Origin of the sequence: Actinomadura sp. K4S16, from assembly GCF_008327685.1 — a bacterium.
Taxonomy (GTDB): Bacteria; Actinomycetota; Actinomycetes; order Streptosporangiales; family Streptosporangiaceae; genus Spirillospora.
In genome coordinates, this window is sequence record NZ_BDDE01000022.1 from 136,804 (window position 1) to 150,189 (window position 13,386).

General features: G+C 73.4%; 10 protein-coding genes. 7 read left to right on the forward strand and 3 right to left on the reverse strand.

Features of this window, described 5'->3' with window-relative positions:
* Positions 1-86: 86 nt before the first annotated feature.
* The 7 genes from K4S16_RS34565 (at position 87) to K4S16_RS34595 (ending at position 8,810) form a co-directional block, all read left to right on the forward strand.
* The gene (locus K4S16_RS34565; protein WP_149263273.1) at positions 87-1,058 is read left to right on the forward strand and encodes a carbohydrate ABC transporter permease; all 972 of its coding nucleotides are present in this window, start codon (positions 87-89) and stop codon (positions 1,056-1,058) included.
* Complete coding sequence (locus tag K4S16_RS34570) at positions 1,055-1,846, forward strand: carbohydrate ABC transporter permease (protein WP_149263274.1); 792 nt, start codon at positions 1,055-1,057, stop codon at positions 1,844-1,846. The genes K4S16_RS34565 and K4S16_RS34570 overlap by 4 nt, the downstream gene beginning before the upstream one ends.
* Before the next feature lie 19 nt (positions 1,847-1,865).
* Positions 1,866-4,556: a sugar-binding protein gene (locus tag K4S16_RS34575; protein ID WP_160161128.1), complete on the forward strand. Its 2,691-nt coding sequence runs from the start codon at positions 1,866-1,868 to the stop codon at positions 4,554-4,556.
* Between the two features lie 133 nt (positions 4,557-4,689).
* On the forward strand, positions 4,690-5,826 hold the full coding sequence (locus K4S16_RS34580; RefSeq protein WP_149263276.1) for a S1 family peptidase: 1,137 nt from the start codon (positions 4,690-4,692) through the stop codon (positions 5,824-5,826).
* Positions 5,827-5,938: 112 nt separating this feature from the next.
* Positions 5,939-6,505, forward strand: a complete 567-nt coding sequence (locus K4S16_RS34585; RefSeq protein ID WP_149263277.1) for a G5 domain-containing protein — start codon at positions 5,939-5,941, stop codon at positions 6,503-6,505.
* A gap of 94 nt (positions 6,506-6,599) precedes the next feature.
* The gene (locus K4S16_RS34590) at positions 6,600-7,169 is read left to right on the forward strand and encodes a TerD family protein (RefSeq protein ID WP_149263278.1); all 570 of its coding nucleotides are present in this window, start codon (positions 6,600-6,602) and stop codon (positions 7,167-7,169) included.
* A 6-nt stretch (positions 7,170-7,175) separates the two neighbouring features.
* On the forward strand, positions 7,176-8,810 hold the full coding sequence (locus tag K4S16_RS34595; RefSeq protein WP_149263279.1) for a TerD family protein: 1,635 nt from the start codon (positions 7,176-7,178) through the stop codon (positions 8,808-8,810).
* Between the two features lie 15 nt (positions 8,811-8,825).
* Here the strand turns inward: K4S16_RS34595 and K4S16_RS34600 are convergent, their stop codons facing one another.
* The 3 genes from K4S16_RS34600 to K4S16_RS46735 all read right to left on the reverse strand — a co-directional run bounded on the left by K4S16_RS34600 (position 8,826) and on the right by K4S16_RS46735 (position 13,341).
* Positions 8,826-9,482 (reverse strand): hypothetical protein, encoded by a 657-nt coding sequence (locus K4S16_RS34600; protein WP_149263280.1) that lies wholly within the window; start codon positions 9,480-9,482, stop codon positions 8,826-8,828.
* Positions 9,483-9,522: 40 nt separating this feature from the next.
* Positions 9,523-10,311, reverse strand: a complete 789-nt coding sequence (locus K4S16_RS34605) for a metalloregulator ArsR/SmtB family transcription factor (RefSeq protein WP_149263360.1) — start codon at positions 10,309-10,311, stop codon at positions 9,523-9,525.
* A 174-nt stretch (positions 10,312-10,485) separates the two neighbouring features.
* The gene (locus tag K4S16_RS46735; protein WP_160161129.1) at positions 10,486-13,341 is read right to left on the reverse strand and encodes a helix-turn-helix transcriptional regulator; all 2,856 of its coding nucleotides are present in this window, start codon (positions 13,339-13,341) and stop codon (positions 10,486-10,488) included.
* Positions 13,342-13,386 lie beyond the last annotated feature (45 nt).

Here is a 13,386-nt window from a genome sequence, read left to right on the forward strand (position 1 = left end):
CCGGGCACGCACGCCTCCGGCCGCGCCTCACCCGCGGCGCGGCCGGAGGCGGGCGGCGCCGTGACGCACGACCAAGGAGCCCGCACATGACGACCGTCGCGCGGCGAAAGACCTCGAAGACCGGGCGCGAGGCCTCCGCCTCCCGGGCGGCGCGGCCGGAGGGCCGGTCCGCCTCCGTCCCTCCGGGGGAGCCCGGCCGGATCGGCTGGCTGTACGCCCTCCCGGCCCTGCTGGTCTACGGGATGTTCCTGCTCTGGCCGCTGGCGCGGGGAGCGCAGTTCTCCCTCTACCACTGGGACGGCCTGGGCGAGGCGACGTGGGCGGGGTTCTCCAACTACACCGCCACCTGGTCGGACCCGTCGCTGCGCGGTGCGTTCGGGCACCTGCTCGTCCTCGTGCTCTTCTACTCCGTGCTGCCGTGCTGCATCGCGTTCGTGCTGGTCGGCGCCATGTCGCGGACGAAGATCCGCGGCCTGACGTTCTTCCGGACGGTGCTGTTCCTGCCGCAGGTCGTCGCGATGGTGGCGGTGGCCGTGGCATGGCGGTGGGTGTACTCCACCGACGGGCCGGTCAACACCGTCCTCGGCTGGCTGCACGCCCTCGGCCTCCCGGACTGGCGGCACGGCTGGCTCGGCGACTTCACCTTCGCGCTGCCCGCGATCGGGGTCGTCGGGACGTGGGTCGGGATCGGCCTGGCGATGGTGCTGTTCCTCGCCGGGGTGCAGAAGATCCCGCGGGAGCTGTACGAGGCCGCGCGGATCGACGGCGCCGGGGCCGTCCGGGAGTTCCTCGCCGTCACCCTGCCGGGGCTGCGGCGCGAGCTGGCGGTGGCCCTCACCCTGACCACCATCATGGCGGTCCGCAACTTCGACCTCATCTACATGGCCACCTCGGGCGGGCCCGGCGACGCGACGAAGGTCCCCGCCTACGAGGTCTACAACCGCACGTTCAACACCGGTGAGGTCGGCCTCGGCTGCGCGATCGGCGTCACGCTGGCGGTGCTGGCGTTCGCCGTCACGGCCGGCGTCCGCCGCCTCGTGGAAGGGAAGGGCGCATGAACGTCCGGGCGGAACGGTTCGCCAACCACGCGATCCTGGTCCTCTTCTCGGTCATCGCGGTGTTCCCCATGATCGGGATCGTCGCGCAGGCGCTCCAGCTGCCGCACGCGGACCTGTCCACCTTCGGCACCGCGTGGCGCGAGGGGCACTTCGCGACCTACCTGCGGAACAGTGTCATCGTCACCGCCGTCACCGTCGTCGCGGCCGGGGTGCTGTCGATCATGGCGGGGTACGCGCTCGGCACCATGCGGTTCCGCGGCTCCGGCGCGCTGTTCCTGGTGTTCGTCGCCGGGCTGACCATCCCGACCGAGGCCATCGTCGTGCCGCTGTACTTCGACCTGCGCTCGGCCGGGCTCGACAACACCTACGCCGGCCTCATCCTCCCGCAGGTGGCCATGTCGGTGGCCTTCGGCACGTTCTGGATGCGCGCCTACTTCCGCAGCGTCCCGCGCTCGCTGCTGGAGGCCGCGCGCATCGACGGCGCGTCCAGCTGGACGACGCTGTGGCGCGTGCTGGTGCCGGTCGGCCGCCCGGCCATCCTCACCATGCTGCTGCTCACCACCATGTGGACCTGGAACGAGTTCCTGCTCCCGCTGGTGATCGTCAACTCCGACGAGGCGCTGCGCACCGCACCGCTCGGGCTGTCCTTCTTCCAGGGCACCCACAAGACCGACTACTCGCTGCTCATGGCGGGCGCGCTGATCATCGCCGCGCCCATCGTGATCGTCTATGTCTTCCTGCAGCGCCAGTTCATCGCAGGAATGCTCTCGGGGGCCATCAAGGAGTAGGGAAAGAACAGGAGAGTTCATGCGAAGACTCGCCCTACCCGCAGTCCTGTCCGCCGCACTCGCGGCCATGTCCGTCGCCTTCACGGCCCCGCCCGCACAGGCGGCCGGCCCCGGCGGCACCGATTCGTCCGATGGCCGGCTCGACGTCCTGTTCGTCGGGGCGCACCCCGACGACGAGGCCGGCGCGCTGTCGACCCTCGGCCAGTGGAACGAGTACGACAAGGCGAAGGTCGGCGTCCTCACCGTCACCCGCGGCGAGGGCGGCGGCAACGCCTCCGGCACCGAGGAGGGCCCGGCGCTCGGGCTGCTCCGCGAGAACGAGGAGCGCCGCGCCGTCGGCAAGGCCGGCGTCACCGACATCCACTACCTGGACAAGGTCGACTTCTACTACACGGTGAGCACCCCGCTCACCGCCGAGACCTGGGACCACGACAAGAGCCTGGAGAAGGTCGTCCGGCTCGTCCGCGAAACGCGGCCCAAGGTGATCGTCACCATGGTCCCCGCGCCCCTCCCGGGCCAGCACGGCAACCACCAGCAGGCCGCGCGGCTCGCGACCGAGGCCTACTTCGCCGCCGCCGACCCGAAGGCCTACCCCGCGCAGCTGAGCCGCGAGGGGCTGAGCACCTGGGCGCCGGGACGCCTGTTCCAGACCGGCGGAGCGTCGGGGCCCGCCGGCTCCGGCTGCGCTGCCCAGGGGACGCCGTCCGCCGCGGCGTCGCTCACCTACGGGGTGTGGGGAGGCCGCGCGTCCGCGCGCAACGGGGGCAGGACGTGGGCGCAGGTGGAGCGCGAGGCCCAGCGGACGTACGTCAGCCAGGGCTGGGGCGGCTTCCCGGACGTCCCGTCCGACCCGGCCCAGATCGGGTGCGACTACTACCGGCAGATCCACAGCCGGGTCCCGTTCACGCTCGGGAACACCGACCCGGCCGCGATGCTGGAGGGCGCGCTGATGCCCGCCAAGGGCGGCCTCCCGCTCGGCAGCCGCTTCTCGCTGACGACGGACGCGTTCGGCGTCACCGCGGGGCGGTCCTTCAAGGTGACCGCGCACGCGAGCTCGCCGAAGCGGCTGGGGGCGGCGAAGGCGACGCTCTCGGTGCCGGCCGGTTGGAACGTGACAGGCTCCGGTGACCTGGGGTCGGTCGGCCAGGACGAGCGGACGGCGACCTTCACCGTCACGCCGCCGTCCGGCGTCAAGGCCGGCCGCGCGCAGCTCTCGGCGACACTGTCCGCCGGGGCCGCCAAGGGCCAGACCGCCACGTCGGTGGAGGTCCGGCCCGCCGTCACCGGCGTGCTGGAGCCGCTGCCCCGCGTGTCGGACTTCGACACCTGGGCGGACAAGACGGGCGTCCCGGCATTGACCGGGCAGGTGAAGCGGGTGCTCACGCTGGCGTCCGGCGCGTCCCGCCAGGTGCGCGTGGACCTGTCCAACACGACCGCCTCGGCGCAGACCGGCACGGTCAAGCTGGGGCTCCCCGCGGGCTTCACCGCCGACGCCGCGTCCAAGCCCTACACCCTCGACGCGGGCAAGACCGGTTCGGCCGTCTTCACCGTCACCAACACCGACACGTCGCTGCCCACCTCCAACGAGGGCGGCAACGGCGGCGACTACGACCTGACCATCACCACGACCTCCTCCTCGGGCGAGGACGACGTCCAGAACGGAGCCCTGGAGCTGGTCCCCACGGCCGAGCTCCCGAAGGCGGCGACCGCTCCCGCGGTCGACGGCAAGGAGTCGCCCGGCGAGTACCCGGGGCCCGAGCTGAACCTGTCCCGGCGCTGGGAGGGGTCGGCGTGCGAGTCCGCCGACGACTGCTCGGCCACCGGCAAGGTCACCTGGACCGACAAGGCGCTTCACGTGCTGGTCAAGGTCCGCGACGACAAGCAGGGCACGGTCCTCGGCGCCGACGACTGCAAGCGGCACTGGCGCACCGACTCGGTCGAGATCGGAATCGACCCGCGCGGCGACTCGGAGAACACCTCCACCACGTTCAAGACCGGCATCTTCCCCAAGATGTCGGACGGGAAGCCGTGCTTCGAGCGCGACGCGGACGCGCGCCAGGGCCCGGGTGAGGAGACCGCGCCCGGCATGCGGGTCGCCTCCACGGTCGCCGACCCCTACGACGGGTACGTCATCGAGGCGGAGATCCCCTTCACGGCGCTGCCGACCGCGGTGGACCCGCGGCGCATGGGCCTGAACGTCTTCGTCTACGACTCTGACACCCAGGACAAGACCGGCCAGACCCGGATCGGCTGGTCGACCTGGAACGGCGTCCAGGGCGACCCGTACCGGTGGGGCCTCGTGTCCCTGCCCGGCCACACCCCGCCGGCGGGGATGCCGACCACGCCTCCGCCGCCGGTCATGCCGACGGACGCGACCCGGTCGGTGAACGCCCCCGAGTCGATCATCCAGGCGGTGCGCACGGGCGTCCCGCTGGCCGCGGGGCCCGCGGCGCCGCGCTCGGACACCGCGAGCATCGCCGGGCGGCCGTCGGTCTCCGGCGGCTCGACCACCGTCAAGCTGTTCGCGACGGGGCCCGGCACCGCGCACGTCCACGTGTGGGACGGCAAGCTGCTCGGCACGAAGGAGGTCGAGATCCGCAAGGCCGGGCTCACCACCGTGACCGTGCCGGGCGCATCCGGCACCCTCACGATGGCCTTCGAGGCCGCGAAGGGAGGGACGGCGAGCGGCGCCGTCCGCCTGACGGGCTGAGGTGACACCGCCGGGCCGGGGGAGCGGATCCGCCCCCCGGCCCGGCGGCATTTCCACCGGGCCGCGTTGAACTCCGTCCCGCCGGGGCGCGTACCCCCACGCGTAGATTGACACCCCGGAACCGGGAGGGTTCATGAGGCGCCGGAAGAGCGTGAGGAACAGTCGGCTGCGCACCGCGGTCACCACGACCGCGGTGGCGGCCGGATCCGCCGGCCTCCTGGCCGGCTCGCTGTACGTCGTGCACGCCCAGGGACGGTCCGGCGGGCAGGAGGCGAGACTCGCGGGCGACGCCCAGGCGGGCCGCAGGACCGCCGCGCCCGCCACAGGGCAGGCGGCCGCGCGGGCCGCCAGGATCGCCGACCGGCTCGGCGACCGCACGACCGGCGCCTACGTCGACTCCTCGGGACGCCCCGTCGTCACGGTCACCAACGCCACCGACGCCGCCGCCGTGCGCGCGGCCGGCGCCGTCCCGAAGATGACGCGGCGCAGCCCGGCGACGCTCAGGCGGATGACCGGCGCCCTGCAGCGCGCGGTGGCGGACATCCCCGGCACCGGCTGGGCCGTCGACCCCGCGACGTCCAAGGTCACGGTGTGGACCGACGACACGGTCACCGGCGCGCGGATGGCCGCCGTCCAGCGCACCACCGGCCGGATGGGGGCGGCGGTCCGGATGGTCCGCATCCCGGGCAGGCTGCAGACGTTCGCCCTCGGCGGCGACGCCATCTTCGGCCAGGGCGCGCGCTGCTCGCTCGGCTTCAACGTCAAGCGCGCCCAGCAGGACTTCTTCATCACCGCCGGGCACTGCGGCAACGAGATCCAGAACTGGGCCGCTGACCAGCAGGGCGCCGAGGCCCTCGGCACGACCGTGGAGAGCGACTTCCCCGGCAACGACTTCGCGCTCGTCCAGACCGAGCAGGGCGCCGCGGGGCAGAGCGCGGTGAACCTCTACAACGGCCAGGCCCAGCAGATCACCGAGGCCGGCGAGGCCGTGGTCGGCCAGCGCGTGTTCCGCAGCGGCAGCACGACCGGCGTCCACTCCGGCAGCGTCACCGCCACGAACGCCACCGTGAACTTCGCCGAGGGCACCGTGACCGGCATGATCCAGACGACGGTGTGCGCGGAGCCGGGCGACAGCGGCGGCCCCCTCTTCGCCGGGAGCACCGCCCTCGGCCTCACCTCGGGCGGGTCGGGCGACTGCCAGAGCGGCGGCGTGACCTTCTTCCAGCCCGTCACCGAGGCCCTCCAAGTCTTCGGTGCCCAAATCGGTTGACAGCCGCGTCGAAGAATCCCGGGCCGGATCCGGCCTGGGATTCTTGACGGGGTGCAGTTGACGGGGATTAACCGCAAGGCGCACGATTTCTCCCTACGTATGGGGGGAATTCATGAAGCGCGCCTTTCTTGTTGTGCTGACATCCGTCGCGCTCCTGCCGCTCGGCGCCTGCGAGGCGAAGGACGCCCCGGTCGAGGCGAGCCCGTCGAAAGCCGCGGCGAGCGCGCCCCCGTCCACCGGCGCGAGCGCGGGCGCCGCGGCCACTCCGACGGCGACGAAACGCACGGTCACGGAAAGACGGAAGATCCCGTTCAAGACGAGAAAGGTGAACGACGCGACCCTGGCCAAAGGGACCGTCAAGGTGCGTACTCGCGGGGTCGCCGGTATCAGGACCCTCACCTATGAGGTCACCATCGCCAATGGCGCCGAGACGGACCGGAAACTGATTCGCGCGGTGGTCACCAGGCGCGCGGTCACCCGCGTCGTCGCCGTGGGCACGAAGCGGGCGCGGCGGTGCGACCCCAACTACACCGGCGCGTGCGTGCCGATCGCGAGCGACGTCGACTGCGCGGGCGGCAGCGGCGACGGCCCCGGCTACGTGGCAGGTCCCGTCCGCGTCGTGGGCAGCGACATCTACGACCTCGACCGTGACGGCGACGGCATCGCCTGCGACACCTGAGCCCTGAATCGGATGACAACGAGCGGATCGGCTGAAAGGCTGAGCGCGCACCGTTTTCGGGGTGCCTTCAGGGACAGCGAGGAGGCGACGGTACGTGACCGTCTCAATGGTGAAAGGCCAGCGGATATCGCTGGAGAAGCCCGGCGGTGCGCTCAGCATGGTCCGCATGGGCCTCGGATGGGACGCGGTGAAGAAGAAGGGCTTCTTCGGCTCCCGTGAGCGGGAGATCGACCTCGACGCGTCCTGCGTCCTGTTCGCCGACGGGAACCTCGCCGACGTCGTCTACTTCGGCAAGCTCGTCAGCGACGACGGCTCGGTCCGGCACACCGGCGACAACCTCACCGGGGCGGGCGACGGAGACGACGAGTCGGTCATCGTCGACCTGGCCAGGCTGCCCGTGCACGTCACCTCGCTGGTGTTCACCGTCAGCTCCTTCAACGGGCAGACGTTCAACGAGGTGGAGAACGCCTTCTGCCGGCTGGTCAACGAGATGGACGGCAGTGAGCTGGCCCGCTACACGCTGACCGGCGGCGGCGCGCACACCGCCATGGTGATGGCCCGCCTCTACCGGCACGGCGACGCCTGGAAGATGAACGCGATCGGCGAGCCGTGCCACGGCCGCACCTTCCAGGACATGCTGCCGACGATCATCGGTCTCGCCTGACCGCCGATGGCCGAACTCTCGCCCGGCGCCAACGCCGCGCTGCCCGCCCGCCGCGTGGTCGCCACCGCGTCCTGCGCCGTCCCCGTCGACGTCAGCGCCCTCGTCGTGGGGCCCGACCTGCGGGTGCGCTCCGACGCCGACCTGGTGTTCTACAACGCGCCCGAGGCGCCGGGCGTGCGCTGGACCGGCGACGGCCGCCAGCGCGTCGACGTCGACCTCGACGCGGTCGCCGCCGACGCCGCGGCGGTGCTGATCGCGGTCAGCCTGACCGGCGCGACCACCTTCGGCACGATGCCGCCGCCCCGGCTCGACCTCACCACCGGCACCGGCGAGCCGCTCGTCGCGTTCACCGTCCCGGGCCTGGGCCCGGAGCGGGCCATCATCGGGCTCGAGCTCTACCGCCGCGACGGCCGCTGGAAGGTGCGGGCCGTCGGCCAGGGCTACGCCGGCGGCCTGGCGGAGCTGCTGGAGGCGCACGGCATCGAGGTCGACGACCCCGGCGAACCGGAGCCCGCCCCCGCCGTCGGCCCGCCCCAGCAGCACGCGGGCCCGCCGCCCCCGACACCGCCCTCCACGGTGCCGCCGCCCGCAGGCCCGCCCCCGGCGGCTTCGAGCCCCCCGGCCCCGCCGCCCGCCAGCGAGGTCGGCTACGTCGAGCGCTGCTGGCTCGTCTGGGAGGACGCCAGCCGGTCGCTGGCGGCCTTCCACTCGTCCACCGAGCACGCGCTCGTCCTCCGCAACGAGGAGATCGCCGGACGCAAGCCGCCCGGCGGCTTCCAGCGGCTCATGGAGGCGGCCAACGAGCGGCTCCGCGCCGACACCGCGCAGCTCCGCGACGAGCTGGCCCGGGTGGAGCCGCAGGTCACCCCCGAGGTCGCGCCCTTCGACGCGCCGTCCTGGCTCACCTGGCAGCCCCGCGCCGACCTGGCCGAGGGCATGCTGCTGGGCCGCCTGTCCGCCGCCGAGCTGCCCGGCCTCCAGGTGCCGCTCGTCCTGCGGCTGCCGTGGCGGCGCGCCATGTGGATCTCGCAGGGCGTCATGCCGGGCGACTCGGCCGCCTACGCGTGGTCGCTCGTGACGCGGTTCCTGGCGGCCGTCCCGCCGGGCGTCGTGGGCCTGGAGGTCATCGACGCCGCGGGCCTGTCGGGCGCCGGCTGGCTGCACGGCTTCGACCCCGCCACGACCGCCCGCCTGCTGGGCGGCGGCGTGGCGATCGGCACGGGCGCCGCCGAGCGCATGCGCCGCCTCCTCGACCTGGTCGACCTGCGCCGGATCGGCGGCGACGACGGCCCGGCCGCCGGCCCGCCGCTGCGGCTGGTCGTCGTCCTCGACGCGGGCGCCGCGCTCGACGGCGAGCAGTCGCACCACCTCCTGCGCCTGGTCGAGGACGGCCCGCTGGCCGGCGTCCCGGTGATCCTGGTGGAGACCGACACGCCCGCGACGGAGTCCGTGCGCGCGATGCGCGTCCGGCAGTCCTGCAACGACCTCCCGTCGAGCGCGAACTCCATCGCCGACTCGTGGGTGGGCGCCGAATGGACGCTGACCCCCGACGTGCTCCCGGACACCCAAGGCGGCACCAGACCCCCGGCCCTCTTCACCCACGTCCTCGGCGTCCACGCCCGCGCCAGCACCACGCCCTAGTCCGAACCAGGCCGCTCAGATCCAGCCCATCTCGGACGGCTGGGGGAAGCCACGGTAAAGGACGCCGTAGGCGGTGAGCATGGCGAAGGCAGGCGCGAAGGCGGGGAGCAGGACGCGGCCGAGGCAGTGCCGAGTCCGCCAGCCGTAGACGGTGAAGGCGGCGGCAACGACGATGCCCATTAAGCCGGTGGTTCCTTCGATGGAATTGGTCGTCCACGTGAGGGAGACCCCGAGGGCGAGCGGGAGATAGAGCGGGCTGCTCGGCGGAGGCATGCGAGCGAGCCCGATGGCAAGGGTCGCGAAGACGAGGGCAGTTCCGGCGTACCAGAGATAGTGGCCGACGGTCTCGTCCCAGAGATGGGCGGTGGGCCCGGGGTCGGCGTTGTAGACGGAATTGGCCGCGAGATGGATGCCGTGGCCTTCGGTATAGGTGATGGCGCCCACGAGATAGAGCGCCCACGCGCGGGGGCGCGCGTGGGCGCAGTGAAGGGTGGCCGCAGCGGCGAGCAGCACGGTGTAGGGCGTGAGGATGTCGATCCAGTCGGCCCAGCGGGTGTGCCCGACGCCGCCGAGCGGCGCGAGAGCGAACCCCTGGTGATGGACGACCGTGTAGAGGGCGGCGGTGGCGACGAGCCATCGCCGAGGGTGTGAGCGTCCCGGGGTGATGATCACCCCCGGCAATGTAGACCTTTCACCGCCCGGGCCCGCCGGCTCAGGCGTGCGTGCCGGACATCTCCCAGGGCGCCTGCGGCAGGACGTCACCGGTCTCCAGCAGCGACTTGAGGTTCGCCAGGACGGCCGGCCACCCCTCCGAGATGCCCTTGAGCATCTCCGTGTTGGGGAGGTTCTCGTGGGTCACGGTGAGACGGACGATGTCGTGGTGCGGCTCGACGAGGAAGGTGACGACCGAAGGGTCCCGGGGCGGCTCGACGCCGGCGGAGTCCTCGAAGGTGATGACCAGGCGCGTCGGCGGCTCCGCCTCGAGCACGCGCCCGACGACGTCGACCGCGCCCGACCCGTCCGTGCGCCGGTGCTCCCAGTCAGAGCCCGGCTGCCAGTCCGAGACGTTGGCGTGCCCCCAGTAGCGCGCCGTCAGGTCCGCGTCGGTGAGGGCTCGCCACACCTGCTCCGCCCCGGCGCGGATGTAGGTGACGTAGACGTAGGTGGGCACGGCAGTGGTCTCAACAGTCATGGCGTACTCCTCTGCTCGGTCTCTGATGGCGCTGAGCGCTCGCAGGCGCGGCCTGTCGAACTCGGATATCCAGCGCTCCTCGATCTCGTGGATCGGTGCCGGATTGAGGTAGTGGAGCCGTTCCCGCCCCCGCCGCACGACGGTCACGAGCCCGGCCCCCACCAGCACGTCCAGATGCTGCGTCGCCGACTGCCGCGCCATGTCCAACCGCTCGCACAACTCCCGCAGCGTCTGCCCGTTCCGCTCCCGCAACCGGTCGAGCAGCAGCCGCCGCGTAGGGTCCGCCAACGCCCTGAACACCGAGTCCATCGCTCCCGCATCACCATCCACACGCTCATTATGCAGGCATTCACCTGCATATCGTCAAGCGTGCCCCCGAACGCGGGGTTGACCTGTGAAGACGTGGGTGAGGTCGCCGACCCTGCCGGGCAACAGGGCCGGGGAGCCGGTGCCGATCGATGGCGTGGCCGGGACGGGCCGCCGTCAGGCCCGCTCGTCCGTCCGGACGAGGCCGTGGCGGTGGGCGGCGGTGGCGGCCTGGAGGCGGCCGGTGACACCGAGTTTGGCGAGGATGCTGGAGACGTGGGTTCCCGCGGTCTTGACCGAGATGAACAGCTCCTCGGCGATCTGGCGGTTGGTACGGCCCGCGGCGAGCAGGTCGAGCACCTGCCGCTCGCGGGGAGTCAGGCCGAAGTCCCGCGCCGCGCCCCCGGTGTCCGGTTCGCCGGCAGGGGGGCCGGGGGAGACGCGGGCCAGTCGGGCGAGCCGTTCGATGCGGGCGCGCAGCGGGGGTGCGGACAGCCGGTCCTCCAGGGAGGCGGCCCGGAGCAGGTGTTCGGCGACCGAGGCTCGCGCTCCGGTCTCCGCCGCCGCCTCGGCGGCCCGGAGCAGCGCCAGGGCCTCGGCGTGGGGCCGGCCTAGGTCGGCCCAGGCGGCCGCGACGCGGCCCCACAGGTCCGGGCGCCGTGTCTCCGCGGTGAAGGCGAGCCGGTGGGCCCGCTGGACCGGGCCGATGACCGGCAGTCGGGACGCCGTCCCGTCCAGGCCGGGGACGCCCGCGCGGGCCCCGGCCTCGACCAGCGGCCAGAGATAGCGCGAGCCGCCTTCGATCTCCGTCGCCTCCAGCGCCCGCTCGACGAGGCGTCCGGCCTCCGGCGGCCGCCCCAGGGCGAGATGCAGCTCCACCTCCAGGTGCGTCAGCAGTAGGCGGTCCTGGGCGTAGGCGGTGCCCCGGGTGAAGACCTCGCGCGCGTACTCGGAGCAGGTCACGGCCAGTGGCGTGTCGCCCCGGGCCAGGGCGATCGTCCCGCGGAGGACCAGCAGGTAGGCGTGCAGGCCGGGGCTCGGCGCGTGTCCGAGCGCGTGCTCGATCGTCTCGTTCGCCTCGTCCCAGCGGCCCAGCGCCGTGAGCGCCTCGGCGAGGTTGCCGGCGTGCGCGGGGCCGGACGTCCGGGACAGCCCGGCCTCGGCCGCGGCGCGCAGACCCCGCCGGGCCACCGCGGCGGCCTCCTCGTACCGTCCGAAGCCCTGGAGCAGGTCCGCTTCGCAGCGAAGGGCGTGCATGAGGGAGCCGTGGTCGCCGAGGTCGCCGGCCTCGGCCCGAGCGGCGGTGATGCGCGGCAGCCGCCCGTCGATGTCGCCTGCCCGGGCCTCGGCGTAGGCGAGGTTGACGGCGGCCGTGATCTGGGGGCCGCGCTCGTCGCCGGCCCGCGCCGCCGCCAGCGCCTCACGTGCGGTCGCGCGGGCCTCCTCGTCGCGCGGGACGGCGAGGAGGCGGTCGGTCAGCGTGTTGAGGACGGCCGCGCGGGCCCCGTCGTGCGGCGGCATGAGCCTCGCGGCTTCCCGGAGATCGGCCAGGTCGCCCGGCCGGCCGAGGGCGAAGCGCAGTTCGCCGCGGCACAGGAGCAGGTGGCCGGTGCGGACCGCGTCCGGGTTCTGCGCGAGCGCCGTGTCGACCAGTTCCATGGCGCGGACGGCCTCTCCGGCCGCCATGCCCGCCCGGACCGCCTCGTCGACCACCTCGGCGCGGCGGGCCCCGATCCGGTCGGCGGCGTCCGGGACGCGATCCCACAACTCCAGGACCCGGCCGAGCATGTGCAGCCGCTCGGCGTGGGCCGGCGACGTCCGGGCCTCGACGGCGGCGCGCCAGGAGGCCGCGAGCGCCTGGACCGGGCGGCGCCTGGAGGCGTACCAGTGGTGGGCCGACTCGACCGCCGCGCGGCCGTCCGGTGCGAGGGCCGGATCCGCCTCGATCGCGTCGGCGTAGCGCACGTGCAGCAGGGTCCGCTCGCCGGGCAGGATGTCGTCGTAGACGGCCTCCTGCACCAGCGCGTGCCGGAACGCGTACGCGTCCTCTCTGACCAGCATGAGATTCGACCGCACCGCGGGACGCAGCGCGTCCGTCAGCGACGCGTCGTCGAGGCCGGTGACGGCGCAGAGCAGCGCGTGGTCGACGTGGACACCGCCCGCCGCAGCGGCGCGCACGGCCCCCTTGGTGCGGTCGGGCAGCGGTTCGAGCGGCGCGACCAGCAGGTCGCGGACGGACTCCGGTACCGGCGCGCCGATACCGGACGACAGGACCTCCACGAACAGCGGGTTGCCGGCGCTGCGCCGGATCACCTCGTCGGCGAGCGCCGTGTCCGGCCGGCGGCCGAGGATGCCGCGCAACTGCGCGACGACGGCCTCGGCGGCGAGCCGGTCGAGCTCGAACCTGGTCACCCATGCCAGCCGGTCCAGCTCGGCCAGCAGGCGGCGCAGCGGGTGGGACCGCGGGAGCTGGTCGCTGCGGTGGACGGCGATCAGCAGCAGGCCCGGAACGGTGTGCTGGTTGCGGACGAGGAAGCCAAGGAGCTCCCGGCTCGATCCGTCCGCCCAGTGCACGTCCTCCAGGACCAGCACCACGGGGCGGTGCTCGGCCAGGCCGGCGAGGAGTCCGAGGAACTCCTCGAAGAGGCGGGCTCGGGCCATGCCGAGGCCGTCGTCGCCGCAGGGGCCCAGCACGGGGAGCAGGCGCCCCAGCTCCCTCGCCTCGCCCTGGGGCAGCAGGCCGGCGACCCCGTCCCTGCCGAGCTCGCGCACCAGGCCGCGCAGGACGGCCGTGAACGGCGCGAACGCGAGCCCGTCCGCACCGAGTTCCACGCACCCTCCATGGAGGACGAGCGCCCGGCCCCCGAGCCCCGCGGTGAACTCGGCCACGAGCCGGGACTTGCCGGCACCGGCCTCCCCGCCGATGAGCACCGCGCCCGGAGACCCCTGCGAGACCCCGGCGAAGATCTCGCCGAGCAGCGCCAGCTCCTGGTCTCGGCCCACGAACACGGGGCTCACCGGACGCGCGTACACGTCCCCAGACTTCCAGATGGGGATCCCGAAGCGGAAACCTCGGGA